Consider the following 21765-nt stretch of genomic DNA (forward strand, 5'->3'; position numbering starts at 1 on the left):
CGATTGACAAAAAAGCACGAGAGCGCATTTTAAGACCATGACCCAGACCCAGGATACATTGGCTGCCGTTTCACTCGCAATGGCAGATGACGATAGCGACGCTTTTGCCGAACAGATCGGACGCAGCTTTTCAGACTGGGGTTTCGCCGTGGTGGCCGATCACGGCATTCCTGCAGAACTGATAGAGCGCGCCGAAGCCATGTCCCGCGCCTATTTCGCGCTGCCCGAGGATGTGAAACGCAGCTATCATATTCCGGGCGGCGGCGGCGCCCGCGGCTATACGCCATTCGGGACGGAAAGCGCCAAGGACTCCGACATTCACGATCTCAAGGAATTCTGGCATATCGGCCGCGAACTGCCGGCCGGTCACGCGTTTGAACCCTATATGCCAGCCAATATCTGGCCAAAAGAACTCGAAGGATTTCGCGAAACCTATCTCGAAATGTTTGCCGCCTTTGACAAAGCCGGCGCGCGCATCCTGGAAGCAATCGCCCGCTATCTCGATCTGGCACCGGATTTCTTTGTCGATACCGTCCGCGATGGCAATTCGGTGATGCGACTGATCCACTATCCGCCGGTGCCCAAAGATTCGCCAGCGGTCCGGGCGGCAGCGCATGAGGATATCAACACCATCACATTGTTGATCGGTGCAGAGGAAGCCGGCCTGGAGCTGCTCGACAAGAGCGGTAACTGGCGACCTGTGACCCCGAAATCGGGCGAGCTCGCTGTCAATATCGGCGACATGCTGCAGCGACTGACCAACAACCGGTTGCCATCGACCACGCATCGCGTGGTCAACCCTCCACCGGAACGCCGCAGGCATTCGCGCTATTCCATGCCCTTCTTCCTGCATTTCCGGCCGGATTATGCGATCGAGACACTATCGAGCTGTATCAGCGACGCCGTGCCGGATCGATATCCGGAACCGATCACAGCGCATGACTATCTTATGCAACGCCTGCGCGAAATCGGCCTTATATGACTCCCCAAGCGGTTGGTATCAGCGGCGGCAGCTGTTCGGGAAAGTCGACTTTCGCTACGAAAATATTCGACCGGCTGGGCCCTGCGCAATGCGTGATCCTGCCACAGGATGATTATTTCTTCGGCCTGGGCGATGCACCAGAAGGCAAAGGCGGGCCCAATTTTGATCATCCCGATGCAGTGGACTTTGATCAGCTCTGCAAACAACTTGCTCAGTTGAAAGACGGACAAGCCATTGACCGGCCGCTCTATGATTTCCCCACCCATTTGCCCAAGTTAGAAACCGTCCGAACCGAACCACGCCCGGTGATCCTGATCGACGGCATCTTGATTCTGCAACACAAGCCATTGCGCGCGCTTCTCGATTTCAGCATTTTTGTGGAATGTGATTCCGAAACGCGCTTTGCCCGCCGACTCGAGCGCGACGTACGCGAACGGGGCCGCACCGCGCAATCCGTGCACGAACAATTCGCCAATCAGGTCGGTCCGATGCACGATCTCTACGTCGAGCCCTCCAAAGCTCACGCAAACATCGTGGTAAATTCGCAACAGTCAAAACATGGGTTTGATGCTGCAGTAGAGATGGCCCTGAAGAATATTCGAGCGTTATCTCAATAGTTTACCTGTAGTTCTCTGACAGACAGTCATCGGAAAACAGGTGCAATTCACATGTGAAGAAAACTGTGGATAAAAACTAAATGCTGCATCGCAACAAAAAGTCGTTGCAGTTGAGACAAAACTGTCATTTTTGGGACCTAGGGGGGCTGTGCTTTGGTGTGGCTGCGGAGAATTTCTGCGCGAGCAACCAAATGACAGTTCTTACGCGGATCATGTACGGGGAAATTTATACCATGAAAATCAAATATCTTTTGGCTGCCAGCGTTGTCAGCCTTTCGACGGCGGGCCTGATGGCATCGCCGGCTGCGGCTCAACAGATTACGTCCGGTGTTGAAGGACAGGTCACAGACGCAAGCGGAACACCATTGGCTGGTGCTACCGTGGTCGTTCTCGATACACGTACCGGTCAAGAGCGGACCAGCATCACAGACGGCAACGGCCAATTCCGCGCCGGATCTTTGGTTCCTGGTGGACCATATTCCATCACTGCCCGTGCCAGTGGCTTTGAAGGTCAAACCGTCGAAAACCAGTTTATCAATTTGCAGGGTAACAGAGATTTCACATTTGAATTGGCAACGTCGACCGCCGATGATCAAGTGATTGTTGTCACCGGCAGCCGCGCCAACGCAACCCAGTTGGCTGTCGGACCGGGCCAGTCTTTCGGTACCGCAGAGCTCGAAGGCTTTCCATCCTTGTCCCGCGACGTTCGCGACATCATTCGCCTCGATCCGCGCGTCAGCCTTGATCGTGCCAATGAAGTTGACCGGATCAGCTGCCTCGGCGGCAATGACCGTTCGAACACGTTCACGGTTGATGGTATTGTACAAGCCGATACGTTCGGATTGAACGGCACCCCCTTCGCAGCGCGTAATGCTCTTCCGTTGCCTTATGATGCGATCCGCGAAACCTCGGTTGAATTTGCACCGTTCGATGTCGAATATTCAGACTTTACCGGCTGTGCCGTGAACGTTGTCACCAAATCCGGTGAAAACCAGTTCCACGGCAGCGCCTTTTTCACCTATCGTGATTCAGGCCTCCGCGGCGATACAGTCGACGGAAGAACCTCCAACATCGATCCGTTCAATGAAAAGCGTTGGGGCGCAACTCTTTCTGGCCCAATCATTCCGGACCGTCTGTTCTTCTTCGCCGGTTACGAAGAAACCGATCTTGGCGGCGCCAATGAATTCGGTCCCAACGGCGGCGGTTTCCCGAATGAAGCCACTTTTGTTACCCAGGCGCAGTTCGACCAGTTCGCGAATATCGCCAATACGGTCTACGGGGTCGATGTGGGCGGTTATCCAACAACTCTACCACAATCCAGCGTTCGCTATTTTGGTCGTCTAGACGCCTATTTGAGCGATAATCATCGCCTTGAGGCAACGTATCAGCGTCTTGAAGAAACGAATGTTGAATCCGACTTTGGCGGTCAGGAATTGACCGGCCTCAACAGCTTTGAAGATGAAGGCACGATTTCTGACTATTACTCACTTCGTCTCTATTCGGACTGGAGCGACAATGTCTCCACCGAGCTTCGCCTTTCGCGTTCGGAAGTTGGCGACGTTCAAGGCCCTGTCGGTGGTGGTGAAGCGCAGTCGGCTAACCCGATTGTTCGCCTTTCCGTCGGTGTTGCACCGGTAGCTGGCCAAACAACCCAGGCTGGTAGATTGTCCACCGGCCCGGGCATCTTCCGTTCTGCCAACCAACTCGATCAGACGGTTGATCAAGCCAAGTTCCAGATGAATATTGGCGCCGGAGATCACCAGATTAAACTGGGCGCAGAACTGAATGATCTGAAAGTGTTCAACCTGTTCGCGATCAACGCAACCGGAACAATCTTCTTCCGTAACCTCACCGACTTCCAAAACGGCGTCGTTGCAAACGGCGGATTCTCAAGCGTTTTCGGAAGCTCCGATGATTTGGTCAACGGCGGACTGGGCGGTGCTACAATCGCAGCAACCCCGTCGGGTGACATAAACCAGGCGGCTGCTCAATTTGGGCGTCAGATCTATTCCTTCTATGCTCAGGACGAATGGCAGGCGACGGATCAGCTGAACCTGACCGCCGGGCTTCGCGTTCAAATGTATGCCGGCGATGCACCAAGAGCCAACCCAAGCTTTCTGCAGCGTTTTGGTTTCACCAACGCCAATAGCTTCAGCAAGCTTGACCCGGTCATCTTGCCGCGTTTTTCGGCAACCTATGATCTGGACAATGATGGGTTCTTCCACAGCACCACCCTTACCGGCGGTGTAGGCATGTTCTCAGGCGGCGATCCTGTCGTGTTCTTCTCCAATGCTTTCTCCAACAACGGCTTTTCTTCGGCCAATGGAGATACTTTCTCTGGAGATTGCGCAGGCTTGCTGGATGTCAATGGCAACTTCAATGTCTTGAGCGGTGGCGCATTTACCGGTTTCCCGGGATGTGCAATTCAAGCGGCGTCCAATCGGGCTGCCGTAGGTGGTGCTGACACCCAATCCACTGATCCGGATCTTGATGTTCCAACAGTCTTCCGTCTAAACCTTGGCGTTGACACCATGTTCGGAACCGATGGCGGGTTTTTCTCCGACTGGAACATGAAGTTCGATTATATCTATTCGCGCTTCATTGATCCGCTGAACTTTGTTGATCTCGTGCAGGTTCCAGACATTCGCACCAACAATGGCTTCACCGTCGATGGTCGTCCTATCTATGCAGCAATCGATCCGTTGAATGCTGGATGTGGCGCCCAACTTCAAGGTAACGGCGGTACGCCACCAACCTATACCGGCGTAACAGCGGCTTGTTTCGGAACGCGTTTGGATGATTTCATCCAGCTGACCAATGGTCGCTCCTATGACAGCCATGTTGCATCCTTCGCCCTTTCCAAATATTTTGATCAGGGCATCATCACCGATGGCGGCAGTGTCAGCGTCAACTTTGGTTACGCGTTCACCGATTCCAACAACTATCGCGATGTTGGCAGCTCGACCGCAACGTCAAACTTTGACGTGACGGCTGCTTTTGATCGGCAAAACCCGGCAACATCAACATCGAACTTCGAAACACGGCACAGCCTGACTTTCGCGGTAAACTGGAAAGAACAGTTTATTGATGAATATGATACGTCGCTCGGCCTTTTCTTCTCGGCCCGGTCTGGACGTCCGTTCAGCCTGACCTTTGATGGCGGCGGTGTCTTCGCTGATAGTTCATCAGGCAATGACAATGCATTGCTCTATATCCCGACGGGTATAAACGATCCGAACCTCTCGGTTCGTCCTACTGCTGCATTACAGGCAACACAGGATGCAGCCGTGACATCGTTGCTGGGCTATCTAAACAATGGCGAACTTTCCAGCACGGACTCAGACGGAAATCCTCAGAACAATGTGTTCGGCAAATGTAAGTTTAGCGGCGGACAGACGATCAGCCGGAACAGCTGCCGGAATGACTGGGTATTCGATCTGGATATGCGGTTCAGTCAGGAAATCCCTGGACCGGGAAGCCTTTTCGGAGTTGACGACAAAATCGAACTGTTTGCAGATTTCGACAATGTCCTGAACATGCTGGATAGCGGCTGGAACACGTTCAATCCGGTCAACAGCCTGGTTGATCTGGTAGACGGCGGCGTGGATGCACAGGGTCGTTACATTATCTCTGGCTTCAACCCGGATGATAACAACAATGTTGGCTTCTCATCCTCCATCTGGCGGATCCAACTGGGTGTTCGCTACGAATTCTAGTCGAACCAAAAACAGATAAGAAAACGGCGGTGCTGAAAAGTGCCGCCGTTTTTGGTTAGAGGGTCGAGAGAAGCCGGAGTCCTCTTGGACAAGCGCCAGACTGGCACTAAGCTATTCTTGCTCTAACCGATTATTTGGTAAATTTTTATTATGGCCTTTAACCAAATTGGTTTTCGAGAATTTTCACCATTCCACTGTCAAAATTTTTACCTGTTCGTGCTAGGTCCTTCGGGAGCCAAGTCGTTGACAGGAAAAGCATATGGGTGAGTTGAACAAAGATCCGGTATTGGTGACCGGTGCCGCCGGGTTTATCGGCCATGCCGTTTCCACACGGCTGGTAGAACGCGGGGAATCGGTGATCGGGATTGATAATCTGAATGATTATTATGATCCTGCGCTTAAAGCCGCGCGGCTCGCCAATCTTAAAGCGCTGGACGGATTCCATTTTGAACAGATGGATGTGTCCGATGCCGACGGCGTCAAGGCGTTGGTGCAGAAACACGGCGTTCAGCGTATTGTCCATCTCGCCGCTCAGGCCGGGGTACGCTATAGTATTGAAAACCCGTTCGCTTATCAAAAATCCAATCTGCAAGGTCATTTGTCGCTGCTTGAAGCCAGCCGCCATGCAGAGAATTTTCAACATCTGGTCTACGCATCCTCCAGCTCTGTCTATGGTGACAAGCCCATGGGCGGGGAGGGGTTTACCGAGGACGAACCGGCAAATGATCCGGTATCACTTTATGCCGCTACCAAACGCTCCGGCGAGATGATGAGCCAGTCCTACGCAAAGCTATACGGCTTTCCGCTGACCGGATTGCGCTTCTTCACCGTCTATGGCCCGTGGGGCCGGCCGGACATGGCCTATTTCGGTTTCACCCAGAAGATTTTGGCCGGAGAACCGATAGAGGTGTACGGCGAAGGCCGCATGGCACGGGATTTCACCTATATTGATGATATCGTCGACGGGATTTTGGGGGCCTTGGACCACCCACCGGAACAGCATGGCCATCGCATCCTGAATATTGGCGACAGCCGCCCGGTTGGGCTGATGGAAATGATAAAGGCGCTGGAAGACGCGCTTGGCATGGAAGCGGAAAAGATCATGCGTCCAATGCAACCAGGAGACGTGACGTCAACCTATGCGGATATTTCGCGACTGCATGACCTCACCGGCTATGCACCAAAAGTCATGTTGGAAGACGGGTTGAAGCGCTTTGCCAGCTGGTATGGTGACTTTTACGGCAATCTGCCGCCACAATGAGCCAAAACAGCGCTCAGCGCGTTTCGGCGCGCTGCATGACCTGCTGGGCGACCAGTTTCAGTTGATCGTTCACCGCCGGGTCCTTGCAGACACCATCGCTGAACATGCCGCCCGATGCGTTGATACCCACACCCAGTGGAGTCGGCCAACCGCGTAGAGAATGGACGATGGAACGCAACGCCGCCAAGGTGCTGCCAACCGCCTGCCAGCCATAAGCCGTGACGATGAGGCCGATCGGCAAACCGTCTAAATAGATGCGGTCGTCCGAAGAGGTTTCTTCGACATAATCAATGGCGTTTTTCACTAGACCAGAAATGGTACCATGATAGCCCGGGCTAGATAATATCACGCCATCGGCGCGACGCACCAGCGCGACCAAATCCTTGCCGGTCTGATTGAGGCCCGCGGGGTCCGAACGATAATGCGGAAGCGCCATCAAGCGGTCGGATCCGAACAATTCGATTTCCGCTCCGGCCGCAGCGGCGGCTTCGAGAGAAATGGACAGGGCGACTTCGGTAGAGGATACGGGACTAGTTGTGCCGCCAAGACCGAGGATGAAAGGTTTTTTTGTCTGTTCCACAGGAACGCCATAACGATGGTTGATGGGCAATTGCAACGGCTTATGCAGAGAGCCCGTTTCTTAATTGACCGATTAAATCCGGACCATTAAGACCGGCAACAAATAGCGGGCTTTGAGTAAGCTTCTCTCCCCCTCTGACCAAAGGACCATTTCATGCGCAAATTTACCGAAGAACAACATATGTTCCGGGACGCCTATCGCCGTTTCCTCGCCGACGAGGTCGCGCCGCGGATGGACGAATTTCGGGAAGCCGGCATTGTCGACCGTGAGATTTTCAAAAAGGCCGGCGATCAAGGTTTTCTGATGATCTGGCCGGATGAAAAATATGGCGGCATGGGCGACAGTGACTTTCGCTATGAACAGATCATCATCGAGGAAACCACCCGTGCAGGCTGCGCCGAATGGTATAATACCCTGCATAGCCGCTTGGTTGGGCCTTATCTGCAGAATATCGGCAATGAAGAGCAGCGAGAAAGGTTCTTGCCCAAATGTGTGAGCGGCGAGACGATATTGGCAGTGGCTATGACCGAACCCGGTGCCGGCAGCGATTTGTCCGGCATGAAAAGCACAGCAAAGGATATGGGCGACCATTGGCTGCTCAACGGCTCCAAAACCTATATCTCCAACGGCATTAACGCTGACATCGTGATCGTCGCGGCTAAAATGGACGGTGTCGACGATAAGCATGCCATGGTCTTGCTGATCTTGGAGCGCGGGATGGAAGGCTTTGAGCGCGGACAGAATCTCGAGAAAATTGGTCTGCATGCACAAGACACGGCCGAGCTATTTTTCAACAACGTCAAGATACCCAAAGAAAACACGCTGGGCACACCCGGGAAAGGCTTTATCCATTTAATGGAAGGACTGGCCGAAGAACGCCTGATTGGGATGGTCGGCTATGGCGCATCCGCACGCCGGGCCTTTGATGTCACCCGGGAATTCGTCATGGAACGCGATGTTTTCGGCAAAAAACTGTCAGATATGCAGAATACACAGTTTAAAATGGCCGAAATGGATGCCAAAATCGACATGCTGCAAGTCTATATCGACCATTGTGTCGAGATCCACAATCAAGGCGGCCTCAACGCCAATATCGCGGCCAAAGGCAAGATGCTGGGTAGCGAAATCGAATGGGAAATGGCCGACCTCGGTCTCCAGCTCCATGGCGGTGCCGGCTATATGAAAGAATATGAAATCAGCCGGATTTTCACAGATGCCCGGATGAGTCGCATCTATGCCGGGTCGAGTGAGATCATGCGCTATATCGTGGGCCGCGATGTGTTCAGCCAGAAATATCAATCAATCCTTGAATAGGATAGAGAGACGGCAAGACAGCAATTGACCGAGTCGATATGCGAACCATGGTTGACGTTTACGTAAACTGCTTGACTATGCTGCAGCGCAACATTAGCTATATATGAAACATACCTCCAATTCTTCCAGTAGAAGGAACCTGATATGACCGAAGCCTTTATCTATGATGCGGTAAGAAGCCCGCGCGGCAAAGGCCGCAGCGATGGCAGCCTGCACGAAATCACGGCCCTTGATCTGGCATCGCAAGTGCTTGCCTCGGTCAACGATCGCAACGGGCTGGAAGGCCATGAAGTCGAAGACGTGGCCTTTGGTTGCGTCTCACCGGTCGGAGAGCAAGGCGCTGTTATCAGCCGTTCTGCGGTCTTGAAAGCCGGCTATTCGGAGACAACCTCCGCCATTCAGGTCAACCGTTTCTGCGGTTCGGGCCTGGAAGCCGTCAATATCGCGGCGGCCAAAGTCAAAGCGGGTGAAACCGATCTGGCCGTTGGTGGTGGTATCGAATCCATGAGCCGCGTCCCGATGGGCAGCGACGGTATGGGCGGTATGGCCGACCCGACCCTGGTCTTTCAGGAATATTTCGTGCCGCAGGGAATTTCTGCCGATCTGATCGCCACCAAATATGGATATAGCCGCGATGATGTCGACGCCTATGCTGTCGAAAGCCAGAAACGCGCCGCCCAAGCCTGGGACGAGAAACGTTTTGCAAAATCTATTCTCCCGATTCGCGATGTTATCGGCGAAGTCGTTCTGGACCGCGATGAACTGATGCGGCCCGAAACCAACATGCAGTCGCTCGGCTCGCTCAACCCGGCTTTCATCGGCATGGGTGAACAAATGCCTGGCTTCAACGATGTCGCGATCCTCAAACATCCTGATGTCGAAAAAATGAATCATGTCCATCATGCGGGCAACAGTTCCGGCATCGTCGATGGTTCTGCAGCCGTATTGCTTGGCAATGAATCGGCTGGCGAAAAATATGGCCTGAAGCCGCGTGCGCGTATCGTTTCGATGGCAGCGATCGGCAGCGAGCCAACGATCATGCTGACCGGCCCTGAATTTGCCGCAAAGAAAGCGCTGGCCCGTGCCGGTATGACCGCAGATGATATTGATGTGTGGGAACTCAACGAAGCTTTTGCCGCTGTCGTTTTGCGCTTCATGGAAGCCATGAATGTCGATCACAGCGATATGAACGTCAACGGCGGTGCCATTGCGATGGGTCACCCCCTTGGTGCAACCGGCGCAATGATCCTTGGCACGGTGCTTGATGAGCTGGAGCGCTCGAACAAGACCACAGCTCTGTCGACGCTTTGCATCGGCGGCGGCATGGGCATTGCCACCATCATCGAGCGTGTGAACTAGACACATCGACGCGTTCACCGAAAACACAAATTATCCAGCAGGACAGACAACATGACCTACGAAACATTTACCGTTGATATCGATAGCGATGGCATTGCCCTCGTCACCATCGACGTTCCCGGCGTATCCATGAACGTATGGAACGAAGCGCTCATTGCCGACTTCAAAGCCTTTGTTCCCGAACTGAACAGCAATGACGCCATCAAAGGCGCGGTTATCACATCCGGCAAAAAATCCGGCTTTCTCGCCGGTGCGGACCTCAATATGCTGGGTGGTTCCAAGGCGGCTAGCATGGCCGAAGCCTTTGAAAGCGCCTGGGAGCTCAATGGCATGCTCCGGATGATGGAAACCGGCGGCCATAGTGCGAAAGACCTGCTCAAAGGCAAGGCACATGCGAAACCCGTTGTATGCGCCCTCAACGGCTTGGCTCTTGGCGGTGGTCTGGAACTCGCTTTGGCCTGCCACTATCGCGTTTGTGCAGACAATCCGAAAATCCAACTCGGCCTCCCCGAAGTCCAAGTCGGTTTGCTGCCTGGCGGCGGCGGAACACAGCGCTTGCCGCGCCTTTCGGGACTGCAAGCCGCCGGCATGATGATCATGACCGGTGCTCCAGCAAACCCGCAGGCTGCTAAAGCACAAGGCTTTATCGATGAAGTCGTTCCTGCTGATGAAGTCATCGCCAAGGCGAAAGAATGGGTCAAAGCCAATCCGAAAGCTGCTGCGCCTTGGGACAAAAGGGGTTATAAATTCCCCGGTGGTGCGGGTTCAATGGATCCCCGCGCCGTGCCGCTCTACATGGGTTCGTCCGCCATTGCGCTCAAACAGAGCAAGGGCAATTTCGAAGCCGTTAAAGCAATTCTGTCTTGCCTCTATGAAGGCTCGATGCTCCCCATGGACACCGCCTTGCGCGTCGAAAGCAAATATTTCACCAAGCTGCTCTCCGGCCCACAAGCCAAGAATATGATCCGCACCTTGTTCATCAACAAACAGGCAGCGGAAAAAGGCGCGGCCCGTCCGAAAGACGTCCCGGCAACCGACCTCAAAACCGTCGGCGTTCTTGGTGCCGGCCTGATGGGTTCGGGTATCACCCATGTTACGGCGAAAGGTGGCATGAATGTCATCGTTCTCGATCGCAGCATGGAAGAAGCGCAAAAAGCCATCGCTTACAGCCAGAAGATCGTCGACAAAGGCGTGAAGCGCGGCAAAATGACCCAGGAAAAAGCCGATGCCTTCATGGCGCGGATCAAACCCACCGACAATTATGATGATCTCAAAAATGTCGACCTGATCATCGAAGCGGTTTTCGAACGCCCGGATATCAAAGCCGACGTGATCAAGAAAACCGAAGCGGTTATCGGCAAAGATGTTGTTTTTGCTTCCAATACGTCGACACTGCCGATCACTGGCCTTGCCAAGAATAGCGACCGGCCAGACCAGTTCATCGGGATGCACTTTTTCTCACCCGTTGAAAAAATGCCATTGCTGGAAATCATTCCCGGTGATGAAACGGGTGACAAGGCCTTGGCCGTTGCGCTCGACTATAATGCAAAGATCCGGAAAACACCGATTGTGGTCAAGGACGTTCGCGGTTTCTATACCAACCGCGTGTTCCCGCCTTATGCCAATGAGGCGATGCTGATGGTTGCCGAAGGCGTTAAGCCAGCATTGATCGAAAATGCCGCAGTGGCCATGGGCATGCCCATTGGTCCGCTGGCGATTGTCGACGAAACCACGTTGCAACTCGGCTACGACATCATGACATCAACCAAAGAAGAAATGGGTGATGCCTATGTTCCGAGCGGCACCGAGGATCTGATGGAATTGATGGTCAAGACCATCGATCGTCGCGGGCGTCGCTTTGGTGGTGGATTCTACGAATATAGCGACGATGGTTCCAAGAAATTATGGCCTGGCCTTAGCGAGCATTTCCCGCTGGCCGACGAACAGCCTGATGTTGAGGAAGTCAAACAGCGTTTGATGTACATCCAGTTGATCGCCACCGCCCAATGTTTCCATGAAGAGGTTGTAACCGATCCGCAATCGGCTGATCTGGGCGCTATTTTCGGTTGGGGCTTTGCACCATGGACCGGCGGCCCGATGAGCCATATCGATACGATTGGCGTCGACAATTTTGTGCGCACAGCCGACAATATGGCACAGCAATATGGCGAGCGGTTCAAGCCTCCCATGAGTTTCCGTGAAAAGGCGGATGCGGGCGAGAGCTTTTACAAAGCGGCTTAAACCGAACCAAAACCAAATAAGAAAGAGCTCCTTCGGGGGCTCTTTTTTTGTCTGCTACGAAAGGCGCTTGGTCAGCATGTCTATTTGAGCGGAAAGCTGATCCACTTGTTGCGACAGTCGCCCGACAGCAGAATTGTTAGCGAACTCAACGCCATCACCCGCGCCGTAATGCGCCTGGAATAGTCCCACCATCTGCTCAACAACCGGACTTTGTTCCCGTAGCATATGTTCGCTGTTCAGCGTCATCTCGATAGACCGCGCACTATATTCCAGACTGCCATAAAATATGTCGCGTGCTTGCCACAGGACGGCATTCCCCCTGAGTTCACCACGATCCTGTCCACGGCGAAACAACTGATCAAAGACAGCAACATATTGGCGCAAATGGTCGCGTGAGACGCTGACCTCGCTGTTGTTGCGCCGCAGAGCAAAGCTCAGATTGATGAAATCGGCGTTCACGATCACAGTATTCAGATGATATTGCGCCAAAGCCCGTAAACGGTCAAAAAACCCTTCCGCCTTGGTAGACGCCATGACGGCTTTGGCTTCCAGGGTCAGGCCATCCCAGAATTGTTTGAGCACGGCGAGCATCAATTCTGCCTTGGATTCATAATAGCTGTAGATTGTTCCTTCGCCGATATTGGCCCGGCGGGCGATCTCGGACATGCGCGCACCGTCAAAACCATGTTCCACAAAGACACCGCGCGCGGCATCCAATATCGCCCGCTCCTTGCGCTCCAGCTTGATGCGCTGCGTTTCCAGATTGACCGCCTTAGTCGCCAAAATCCGTCCTTTATTGAACTTGACTCGGAAATACCGAGTGCTATTCAAATAGCCACAGGAGACTCGACGTGTCAAATGACCAATATTCAGCCATGCCATTTCCCGCAAAGGCGCCTTGAACATGCCCCAGTTTAAATCGAAAATCGCCACCGGTTCGGATAGTTTTGCGCAAAATCGCAAAGATATGCTGACGTTGATTGATCATCTCCGCGGTCTAGAAAAGCGTGCAGTCGACGCCTCCGAGAAACGGCGGCCGACCTTTGAGAAACGCGGTCAATTGACTCCGCACGAGCGGCTGAAACGTCTGTTGGATCCCGGCATGCCCTGGCTGCAGCTCTACAATATGGCCAACTATATGGTCGAAGACAGCAACCCCGACACCAGCATACCGGGCGGCAGCGTGATATTGGGTATCGGCTTTGTCAAAGGCGTACGCTGCATGATCTGGGTTGACGACAGCGGGATTCGGGCGGGCGCCGCGACCACTGGAGGCTGGGACGCTAGCAAAGGCGCGCAAAAAATGGCGCAAGACCTGAAGCTTCCCTTCATCCATCTGGTGGAAAGCGCTGGCGCAAATCTGATGGAATATAAGGTCGAGCTTTGGGCTCATGGCGGCATGTTATTCCGCAACCTGGCTTGGCTCAGCGCGGCAGGTGTTCCCACAATGGTTGTCCTACATGGCCCGTCCACCGCGGGCGGCGCCTATATGCCCGGCATGTCGGATTATGTCGTTGGCATTAGAGACAATGGCATGGCCGCGCTTGGTGGCGCGGCACTTGTGCATGCGGCTACTGGAGAAGTGGCCGATGATCGCGAACTGGGTGGCACCGAAATGCATGCCAGCACAACCGGGTCGGTAGAATATCTAGCGGACGATGACGCGCACGGCATTGCGATCGCACGCGACACCATGGGTCGTCTGGACTGGAACAAGAATACCACGCCTATCCGTCGCAATGATTATGAAGAGCCGGTCTATGACATAGACGAGATCGCAGGCGTGGTTCCAACAGACTATACCATTCCTTATGATGTCCGCGAAGTTGCGGCACGTATCGTCGATGGATCCGATTTCGAGGAGTTCAAGTCGCGCTATGGCCCCGGAACGGTGTGCATGCAGGCCAGCATCATGGGACATGCGGTGGGACTGATCGGCAACAATGGCCCCTTCGACCCGGAAGCGGCCGCCAAGGCGACGCATTTCTTCCAGCTGTGTGACCAGTCCGAACTGCCGATCATCTTCCTGAACAACACAACCGGCTATATCGTCGGCACCGAGTCCGAACATAAAGGCATGATCAAACTGGGCAGCAAGATGATCCAGGCCGTATCCAATGTTCGGGTACCAAAATTGTCCCTCTATATCGGGGCAAGCTTTGGCGCTGGCAATTACGGGATGAGCGGCATCGCATTCGAACCGGATTTCCTGTTCAGCTGGCCCAATGCAAAAACCGGAGTGATGGCTGGCGCATCCGCGGCCAACACGATGAGCCATGTTGCGCGGGTCCAAGCGAAACGCAAAGGTGTGGAGCCCGATGAAGCGATGATCGCCAAGCAGGAACGGCGGATCAAGGATATTTTTGAATCCCAGGAAAGCGCCTTCTTCACCTCTGGCCGTTGCCTAGACAATGGTGTGATTGACCCGCGCGATAGCCGTAAGGTGCTGGGCTTTGCGCTGGAGACCATATTCGAAGCGAAAAACCGGACGCTCCATCCCAATGCTTTTGGCGTGGCGCGCATATGACCGATCTCCCGAAAACCGAAACACTGGAGCTCGAGCTCCAACAGGGCTGGCTTACTATCTGGTTCAATCAGCCGGACAATCGTAACGCGTTGAGCGACGCCTTGGTGGCAGAGTTGGGCGCTGTTTTAAAAGGCATTCGCGATGATCGCACCGTCCGTGGCATTACCCTGAGAGGGCGCGGTGGGGTGTTTTGTGCAGGAGCGGATCTAAAGAATTTCAAAGAGAATTTTCAGAAGAGCGGCGACCGCACGGCAATCATCACGATGTCCAGCGGCGCGGCTGAAATTTTTGACCTGGTGAACACAGCACCACAGGTTGTGATCGTATTGATCGAAGGCGCCGCGATGGCCGGCGGATTTGGATTGAGCTGCTGCGCCGACGTTGTGATCTGCGACAGCGGCGCGCGTTTCGCGATGACCGAGACCGCCATTGGTGTTTCACCGGCGCAAATATCCCCCTTTGTGATTCAAAAGCTGGGCTATGCCACGGGCCGTCGCTTGATGCTCACCGCTGCGCGCTTTGATGGAACGGAAGCGCATAAGCTGGGCTTTGCCGATTTCATTGCAGATGATGTTCCCGGGCTCGAAGCAATTGAAATGCAGATCCGCAAACAAGTGCTGGGGGCAGCTCCCGGTGCTGTCGCGGCGACCAAGGAATTGCTCGGACAAATAGCCGGCAAGCCGCGCGAAGAGGTGGTCCGTCTAGCCGCAGAGAATTTTGCCGATCGCATGGTGAGTGACGAAGCCAAGGAAGGCGTCGCCAGTTTCTTTGAAAAACGCAAACCCAATTGGGTGGTGAAGCCGGAATGAACAAATTTTCGGAAATTCTTCCGTTCGACCTTAGCTTGTCGATCGACAGTTGCTGTGATGCCTCGCTTCGACAGGCTCAGCACGAACGGGGTGAAGGAAAAACAATATGACCAAGATCAATACGCTCCTTGTCGCCAATCGCGGAGAAATCGCTTGCCGCATCATGCGCACAGCCAAAGCACAAGGTATCCGAACCGTCGCCGTCTATTCCAGTGCCGATGCGGAGGCTCCCCATGTAAAAATGGCGGATGATGCGGTGCATATTGGCCCCGCTCCAGTTAATGAATCCTATCTGTTGATTGACAAAATCATCCAGGCGGCAAAGGATACCGGCGCTGATGCCATCCATCCTGGCTATGGCTTCCTGTCTGAAAATGCAGCCTTTTCGAAAGCTTGTGCCGGGGCTGGAATCATCTTTGTCGGGCCTCCGGAAAAAGCAATCGACGTGATGGGCGACAAGGCCCGGTCAAAACGTGCCATGATCGCCGCCGGCGTGCCTTGCGTTCCAGGCTATCAGGGCGATGATCAGGCAGACGGCGTGTTGATCTCCGAAGCGGAGAAGATCGGTGTACCGCTGATGGTCAAGGCAGCGGCTGGCGGCGGCGGCCGTGGCATGCGGCTGGTCCATGATCTTGGCGACGTTGCCAATGCGATCAAGCTGGCGCGGTCCGAGGCGGAAAATGCCTTTGGCAATGGCGAGTTGATCCTCGAAAAAGCGATCATCAAACCGCGCCACGTCGAGATTCAGGTCTTTGCCGACAGCCAGGGCAACACCATTCATCTTGGCGAACGCGATTGTTCGGTGCAGCGGCGGCATCAAAAAGTAATCGAGGAAGCACCATGTCCCGTCATGACGCCAAAGCTACGACAAGAAATGGGTGCGGCAGCAGTAGAAGCGGCAAAAGCCGTTGATTATATCGGTGCCGGCACGGTTGAATTCCTGCTCGATCCGTCGGGTGCCTTCTATTTTCTGGAAATGAACACGAGGCTTCAGGTCGAGCATCCGGTGACCGAGGAAATTACCGGTCATGATCTGGTTGCGCTGCAACTCAAAGTCGCGTCAGGCGACTTGCTGGGGCTCGAACAGCAGGACATCACCCTGAGTGGTCATGCGATGGAAGTCCGGCTCTATGCCGAAGATCCTGCGGATGATTTTCTGCCCAGCACGGGACCGGTTCATCTGTGGAAACCATCCGGTCTGGCGCGGGTGGATAGCGGCATTGAAACCGGTGGCGAAGTATCGCCTTTCTACGATTCCATGGTCGCCAAGATCATCACCCATGGTGCTACGCGAGACGAAGCCCGGCGCCGGATGATCAAGGCCTTGTCGGAAACCGCCTTATTCGGTCCCAAGACCAACCGCGATTTCCTGATCGATGCGCTCGACAAGCCTGATTTCGTGAATGGCGAAGCGACCACCGCTTTCATTGCCGAAAATTATGGCGAAGGCGGAGTCGACCTCGGTAGCCATGATTTTTCAGCTTATACCATCGCAGCAGTGATCCATCATAGGTTGCGCCAGCAGGCGTCGCATCGCTTGGCTCTCAACGTGAACGCGGAGATGCTCGACTGGTCGAACAGCGGCGCACTGGAAACCGTGATGCAATATGCCGACGGGGAAGACGCCCAGACCATCCATGTCCATGTCGACAAGCCTGACTATTATCGAGTGAATGCGGGTGACAAGAGCGCTGATATTGTCTTGATGTCCCTAACCAGCGATCGCGCGAAATTGCGGGTCGACGGACGAACCATCGAAGCCATTTACTATGCCGATCATCGCACGCTTCACCTGGCTCTGCCCAGCCGGTCGCTGGCGGTTACCGACCTCAGCGGGGTCAGTGCGATGGAGGATGCAGGCGGCGGCGGAACGGTGGTCGCGCCGATGCACGGGCTGTTGCTGGAAATATTGGTCGAAACCGGAATACAGGTCGCCAAAGGCGACAAGCTTGCGGTTCTCGAAGCGATGAAGATGCAGCACGAGATACTCGCTGAAATCGACGGCACGGTTGAAACCATCGCTGCCACAGCTGGCAAGCAAATTGCCGCCGATGACCTGATCATGGAGATTGCCGCGCTGGAGACGGAAGAAACCGAAACTTGATAACCGCCGTTCCTGTTGAGCTTGTCCAAATGCGATTGCTCGTAAAGGGCCCTTCGACAGGTTCAGGGCGGACGGCAAAAGGAAACCGCCTATGACCAATAAGATCTGCGACCTGCTGGGAATCGAATTTCCGCTTCTTGCTTTTTCCCACTGCCGTGATGTTGTGGCCGCTGTCTCCAGAGCTGGCGGCATGGGTGTGTTTGGCGGGGTCAATTGCTCTCCCGAAATGCTCGAAGAGGAACTCAGCTGGATTGATGCGCATGTCGATGGCAAACCTTATGGCCTTGATATCATCGTTCCAAACAAGGTCGAAGGTAAGGGCGAAAGTCCGGATCCGGAGGCGGTGCTAGCCTCCATTCCGGAAGAACATAAGCAATTTACCAACGAGATATTGGAACGCCATGGTGTCGATTCCGAGCGAAGCGCCGGAGACATCGAGGCCGTCCGCTTGGAACAGGTCGCTTCCACAGAAAATTTGCGCGGCGGCACCGCAGCTGCAATTCTGGAGGTCGCCTTCCGGCATCCGATCGGTCTGGTCGCCAATGCTCTAGGCATACCGCCCCAGGTGATGCTCGATCTGGGCCAGAAACATAATGTGCCGGTTGCTGCGCTGGTCGGCACCAAAGAACATGCAATGACTCAGGTCGCCGCCGGAGTCGATATCATCGTCGCGGTAGGCGGTGAGGCGGGTGGTCATACCGGTGATATATCCACCTTGGTGCTGATCCCCGAAATCTGCAACATGCTCGACGCCATCGGCGACGATACGCCGGTACTCGCAGCAGGCGGCATCGCAACCGGCGCTCAGATGGCCGCCACCATGGCCATGGGCGCCAGCGGTGCTTGGTGCGGGTCGGTATGGTTGACCACGGCCGAAGCCGAAACCAATCCGGTCGTGAAAGAAAAAATGCTCGCCGCCAGCTCGCGGGATACAGTGCGGGCGCGGTCGCGCACAGGCAAGCCTTCCCGTCAATTGCGTTCACCCTGGACCGACGCATGGCAGGCAGAAGGCGCGCCATCAGCGCTTCCCATGCCGCTACAGTCTCTGGTGGCAGAACCCCCGCTGCGCGTGATCGACAAGCTTAGCCAGGGAGACAATCAGGGCGCCAAGGATCTCGCCACCTATTGGGTTGGACAAGGTGTGGGCCTGATGAACGAACAGATGACCGCGGGACAGGTGGTGCAAGGCTTCAAGGAAGATTTTATCACCGCTTATGAGAGGCTCGCGACCAATTTGGGCGAATGACAAACCCCTATCCATCCTGAGCTTGTCGCGGGACTAATTGCTCCATATGCTCTGCCTCGCTCACCATCACGGGGCTGGGATTGAGGACGACATGACAGAAGCAACGCTCACGCAGCCTTTGGCAGGAATCAAGGTTGTCGAATTTTCTACGATGATCACGGCATCGCTAGCGACGATGATGTTCGCCCAGCAAGGCGCGGATGTCATCAAGGTCGAGCCGCCCGGCATTGGCGATCCGATGCGCTGGCTGGGTAGCCAGAAAGCCGGTATTTCGGGCCTGTTCCACAATTGCAATCGGGCGAAGCGGTCGATCACGCTCGATCTCAAATCGGATGAAGGCGTCGCCCGTGCACGGCAGCTCTGCCTGGCAGCAGATGTCGTCATCCACAATTACCGGCCGGGGGTCATGGATCGTCTGGGACTGGGCAGCGAAGCATTGCGCAAGGAACATCCCGAACTCATCTATTGTGCCATCACCGGTTTTGGCCATGAAGGGCCGCTGGCAGGTCGCCCGGCCTATGACCATGTGATGCAAGCCATGGCCGGGTTCATGACCCTGCAGGGCCACCCTGACGGCTTTGCTTATGTCAAAACCCTGATCTGCGACAAGGTCACCGCCTATACCGCGGCCCAGGCTATTACCGCTGCCCTGTTCGCACGAGAACGGATCGGCGTGGGTCAGCATATTGACCTTTCGATGTTCGAAAGCTGTGTGGCGTTCCTCTGGCCTGACGCCGGCATGCATCTTACCCTAAAAGCGGATGACGTGACTCATGGCGCGCCCTTTGCGGATTATTATCAGCTGCCTTTGCGTTCAACGGATGGTGCCATTGCCTATGCCGCGATGACCGATGCCCATTGGGATGCGGTGTTCGATATCGTCGATCGGGGAGATCTCAAAACCGAAGAGAAATATAAGGGCATGGCCAACCGTAGCGTCCATATGGCAGAGCTTGCCGCAATCATTGCCAGCGAGAAACCTGACCTGACCAGCGCCGAGATGGTTGCTGGTCTCGCCGAACAAGATGTTCCCGCAGCACCCTGTCTGGCCTTGGAGGACCTCCCTGCCCATCAACAAGCCATCGCAATCGGTATATTTGAACAGGCCGACCATCCGCTGTTGGGACCAATCCAACATGTCACAGCCCCCGCTCGCTTTGATGGGCGCAAGCTGGAAGATTGCGGCCCCAGTCCAACGCTTGGCGAACATAGCGAGGATATCCTCGCCGAACTAGAGGCCCGACTCCAAAGATAGATTGATTCAATCGGTACCGACCATCGCCATCCGGTTGCCTATGCCCGCAATCTAGCTATTCTCTCGGAAAAATAGGAGAGATTCGTATGACCTGGCAGATGGCTGATATCTGGGAAAATATTGCAGCAGCAATTCCAGAAAAACCCGCAATTGTTGATGGCAATAAACGCTACAATTGGGCTGAATATGAGAATCGGGCGGCCCGCGTGGCGCAAGTGCTTGTCGACCATGGCCTCGATGCCGGCGCAAAACTCTCCATCTATTCCTTCAATTCTGCAGAATATTTGGAGACTCAATTCGGCGCCTTCAAAGCGCGCGTCTGTCCCGTCAATGTGAACTACCGCTATCTCGAGGCGGAACTAACCCATGTCATCAACAACAGCGACAGCGAAGCATTGGTGTTTCAGGCGCAATTTGCTCCGCGCGTTGCCGCGATCCGCGACCAGCTTGACCAAGTGAAACTGTTTCTCGAGATCGACGATGGATCGGGCGAGCATTTGGAAGGTGCGATTTCCTATGAAGCGGCTCTGCACGCTGCCAAGCCGATGCCGCCGATCGAACGGTCGGATGATGACCTTTATATGCTGTATACCGGCGGTACGACCGGCATGCCCAAGGGCGTGATGTATGATCATAAAAGCTTTGCCAGCGCTCTCCTCGCAAAGGGTTTTGAAATGCGCGAAATGGAGCCGCCAACAGATTCATCCAGTTTCGGCCCCTTGGTTCAGCAACTCCATGCTGCTGGTGCGACCGGCCGCTCCATTCCCGCTTGCCCTATCATGCACGGTACAGGCATGTGGATCGGAGCGATGATCCCGCACAGCCTGGGGGGCTGCGTGATCTTGTTCGACAATAGCCATTTTAACCCAGTCGCACTCTGGCAGCTGGCCGAAAACGAAAAAGTCACCGATATCACGATCGTCGGCGATGTCTTTGCCAAGCCGATGCTCGCGGCTCTTGATGATGCCAAGACGGCAGGGAAAACCTTTGATCTATCTGCGCTTCAGATGATGGGTTCTTCAGGCGTGATGTGGTCAACGGAAGTGAAACGCGGCCTGTTAGATTATATTCCGCATATGGCCATCGTCGACAGCATGGGCTCGACTGAAGGGAGCATGGGCAGTTCGATCACTACGGCCGAAAATGTGAATATCGACAAGACAGCCAAGTTCGAAATGAACCCCACGACCAAAGTGCTGACAGAAGAAGGCAGGCCTGTCGCTCCCGGCTCTGGCGAAATGGGCCTGATTTGTAACGGCGGGATGGTTCCTCTCGGCTATTATAAGGATGAAGCCAAAAGCGCGGCTACATTCAAAACCTTTGATGGCGTCCGCTATTCTATCCCCGGTGACTTTGCGACAGTCGAGGAAGACGGGTCGATCACCTTGCTCGGACGCGGTTCGGCCTGCATCAACAGCGGCGGCGAGAAAATCTTTCCCGAAGAAGTGGAAGAAGCCCTCAAAACCCATGACAGTGTCTATGATTGCCTGGTTGTGGGCATTCCGGATGACCGGTTCGGGCAAAAAATCACCGCGGTTCTCTCGCTAAGCGAAGGTGCGGTCTTTGATGAAGCATCGCTCACCGCCCATGTCCGCACGCAGCTTGCAGATTATAAGACTCCGCGCGCAATCTTGGTGGTCAACACGGTTCCGCGCGCCGCCAATGGCAAGGCTGGCTATAAAGCCGCCAAAGAAACAGCCTTGAAAATGCTTGAACCCGTCGCGGCCTAGACAGGCTTTGGTCACGCTTAATCA

The 21765-nt window shown here is 54.7% G+C and carries 15 protein-coding genes; 13 read left to right on the plus strand and 2 right to left on the minus strand.

What is annotated here, in order from left to right; translation table 11 throughout:
* The first annotated feature begins 37 nt into the window (after positions 1-37).
* The 4 genes from ABJV08_RS02705 (at position 38) to ABJV08_RS02720 (ending at position 6576) form a co-directional block, all read left to right on the plus strand.
* Positions 38-982, plus strand: a complete 945-nt coding sequence (locus ABJV08_RS02705) for a 2-oxoglutarate and iron-dependent oxygenase domain-containing protein (RefSeq protein ID WP_348038795.1) — start codon at positions 38-40, stop codon at positions 980-982.
* Complete coding sequence (gene udk, locus ABJV08_RS02710; RefSeq protein WP_348038793.1) at positions 979-1599, plus strand: uridine kinase; 621 nt, start codon at positions 979-981, stop codon at positions 1597-1599. The genes ABJV08_RS02705 and udk overlap by 4 nt, the downstream gene beginning before the upstream one ends.
* Positions 1600-1790: 191 nt before the next feature.
* Positions 1791-5315: a carboxypeptidase regulatory-like domain-containing protein gene (locus ABJV08_RS02715; protein ID WP_348038791.1), complete on the plus strand. Its 3525-nt coding sequence runs from the start codon at positions 1791-1793 to the stop codon at positions 5313-5315.
* A 259-nt stretch (positions 5316-5574) separates the two neighbouring features.
* On the plus strand, positions 5575-6576 hold the full coding sequence (locus tag ABJV08_RS02720) for an SDR family NAD(P)-dependent oxidoreductase (RefSeq protein ID WP_348038789.1): 1002 nt from the start codon (positions 5575-5577) through the stop codon (positions 6574-6576).
* Positions 6577-6589: 13 nt separating this feature from the next.
* Here ABJV08_RS02720 and ABJV08_RS02725 read toward each other — a convergent pair whose 3' ends face one another.
* Positions 6590-7156, minus strand: a complete 567-nt coding sequence (locus ABJV08_RS02725) for an NADPH-dependent FMN reductase (protein WP_348038787.1) — start codon at positions 7154-7156, stop codon at positions 6590-6592.
* Between the two features lie 153 nt (positions 7157-7309).
* Between ABJV08_RS02725 and ABJV08_RS02730 the strand changes: the two genes are divergently transcribed.
* From ABJV08_RS02730 to ABJV08_RS02740, 3 genes are all read left to right on the plus strand, one after another.
* Positions 7310-8470 (plus strand): acyl-CoA dehydrogenase family protein, encoded by a 1161-nt coding sequence (locus ABJV08_RS02730; RefSeq protein WP_348038785.1) that lies wholly within the window; start codon positions 7310-7312, stop codon positions 8468-8470.
* Positions 8471-8614: 144 nt separating this feature from the next.
* Positions 8615-9829, plus strand: coding sequence for an acetyl-CoA C-acetyltransferase (locus ABJV08_RS02735; RefSeq protein ID WP_348038783.1), 1215 nt, complete (start codon positions 8615-8617; stop codon positions 9827-9829).
* 51 nt (positions 9830-9880) lie between these two features.
* Complete coding sequence (locus ABJV08_RS02740) at positions 9881-12070, plus strand: 3-hydroxyacyl-CoA dehydrogenase NAD-binding domain-containing protein (protein WP_348038781.1); 2190 nt, start codon at positions 9881-9883, stop codon at positions 12068-12070.
* 54 nt (positions 12071-12124) lie between these two features.
* Here the strand turns inward: ABJV08_RS02740 and ABJV08_RS02745 are convergent, their stop codons facing one another.
* Positions 12125-12853: a TetR/AcrR family transcriptional regulator gene (locus ABJV08_RS02745; RefSeq protein WP_348038779.1), complete on the minus strand. Its 729-nt coding sequence runs from the start codon at positions 12851-12853 to the stop codon at positions 12125-12127.
* 121 nt (positions 12854-12974) lie between these two features.
* Between ABJV08_RS02745 and ABJV08_RS02750 the strand changes: the two genes are divergently transcribed.
* The 6 genes from ABJV08_RS02750 to ABJV08_RS02775 all read left to right on the plus strand — a co-directional run bounded on the left by ABJV08_RS02750 (position 12975) and on the right by ABJV08_RS02775 (position 21741).
* Positions 12975-14597 carry a carboxyl transferase domain-containing protein gene (locus tag ABJV08_RS02750; RefSeq protein WP_348038777.1) on the plus strand — a complete coding sequence of 541 codons (1623 nt, stop codon included), beginning with the start codon at positions 12975-12977 and terminating at the stop codon, positions 14595-14597.
* Entirely contained in the window at positions 14594-15406 is an 813-nt protein-coding gene (locus ABJV08_RS02755) for an enoyl-CoA hydratase-related protein (protein ID WP_348038775.1), read from the plus strand. The genes ABJV08_RS02750 and ABJV08_RS02755 overlap by 4 nt, the downstream gene beginning before the upstream one ends.
* 106 nt (positions 15407-15512) lie before the next feature.
* Positions 15513-17510: a biotin carboxylase N-terminal domain-containing protein gene (locus tag ABJV08_RS02760; protein WP_348038773.1), complete on the plus strand. Its 1998-nt coding sequence runs from the start codon at positions 15513-15515 to the stop codon at positions 17508-17510.
* Positions 17511-17601: 91 nt separating this feature from the next.
* Entirely contained in the window at positions 17602-18756 is a 1155-nt protein-coding gene (locus tag ABJV08_RS02765; RefSeq protein ID WP_348038771.1) for a nitronate monooxygenase, read from the plus strand.
* A 91-nt stretch (positions 18757-18847) separates the two neighbouring features.
* Positions 18848-20011, plus strand: coding sequence for a CoA transferase (locus ABJV08_RS02770; RefSeq protein ID WP_348038769.1), 1164 nt, complete (start codon positions 18848-18850; stop codon positions 20009-20011).
* Between the two features lie 86 nt (positions 20012-20097).
* Complete coding sequence (locus ABJV08_RS02775) at positions 20098-21741, plus strand: acyl-CoA synthetase (RefSeq protein ID WP_348038767.1); 1644 nt, start codon at positions 20098-20100, stop codon at positions 21739-21741.
* Positions 21742-21765 lie beyond the last annotated feature (24 nt).

The organism is Parasphingorhabdus sp. (assembly GCF_039982395.1).
Classification (GTDB): domain Bacteria; phylum Pseudomonadota; class Alphaproteobacteria; order Sphingomonadales; family Sphingomonadaceae; genus Parasphingorhabdus.

Excerpts from the sequence above, each read along its gene's own strand:
- ABJV08_RS02705 (WP_348038795.1), top strand. The coding sequence starts at position 38 with ATGACCCAGACCCAGGATACATTGGCTGCCGTTTCACTCGCAATGGCA.
- udk (WP_348038793.1), top strand. The coding sequence starts at position 979 with ATGACTCCCCAAGCGGTTGGTATCAGCGGCGGCAGCTGTTCGGGAAAG.
- ABJV08_RS02715 (WP_348038791.1), top strand. The coding sequence starts at position 1,791 with ATGACAGTTCTTACGCGGATCATGTACGGGGAAATTTATACCATGAAA.
- ABJV08_RS02720 (WP_348038789.1), top strand. The coding sequence starts at position 5,575 with ATGGGTGAGTTGAACAAAGATCCGGTATTGGTGACCGGTGCCGCCGGG.
- ABJV08_RS02730 (WP_348038785.1), top strand. The coding sequence starts at position 7,310 with ATGCGCAAATTTACCGAAGAACAACATATGTTCCGGGACGCCTATCGC.
- ABJV08_RS02735 (WP_348038783.1), top strand. The coding sequence starts at position 8,615 with ATGACCGAAGCCTTTATCTATGATGCGGTAAGAAGCCCGCGCGGCAAA.
- ABJV08_RS02740 (WP_348038781.1), top strand. The coding sequence starts at position 9,881 with ATGACCTACGAAACATTTACCGTTGATATCGATAGCGATGGCATTGCC.
- ABJV08_RS02750 (WP_348038777.1), top strand. The coding sequence starts at position 12,975 with ATGCCCCAGTTTAAATCGAAAATCGCCACCGGTTCGGATAGTTTTGCG.
- ABJV08_RS02755 (WP_348038775.1), top strand. The coding sequence starts at position 14,594 with ATGACCGATCTCCCGAAAACCGAAACACTGGAGCTCGAGCTCCAACAG.
- ABJV08_RS02760 (WP_348038773.1), top strand. The coding sequence starts at position 15,513 with ATGACCAAGATCAATACGCTCCTTGTCGCCAATCGCGGAGAAATCGCT.
- ABJV08_RS02765 (WP_348038771.1), top strand. The coding sequence starts at position 17,602 with ATGACCAATAAGATCTGCGACCTGCTGGGAATCGAATTTCCGCTTCTT.
- ABJV08_RS02770 (WP_348038769.1), top strand. The coding sequence starts at position 18,848 with ATGACAGAAGCAACGCTCACGCAGCCTTTGGCAGGAATCAAGGTTGTC.
- ABJV08_RS02775 (WP_348038767.1), top strand. The coding sequence starts at position 20,098 with ATGACCTGGCAGATGGCTGATATCTGGGAAAATATTGCAGCAGCAATT.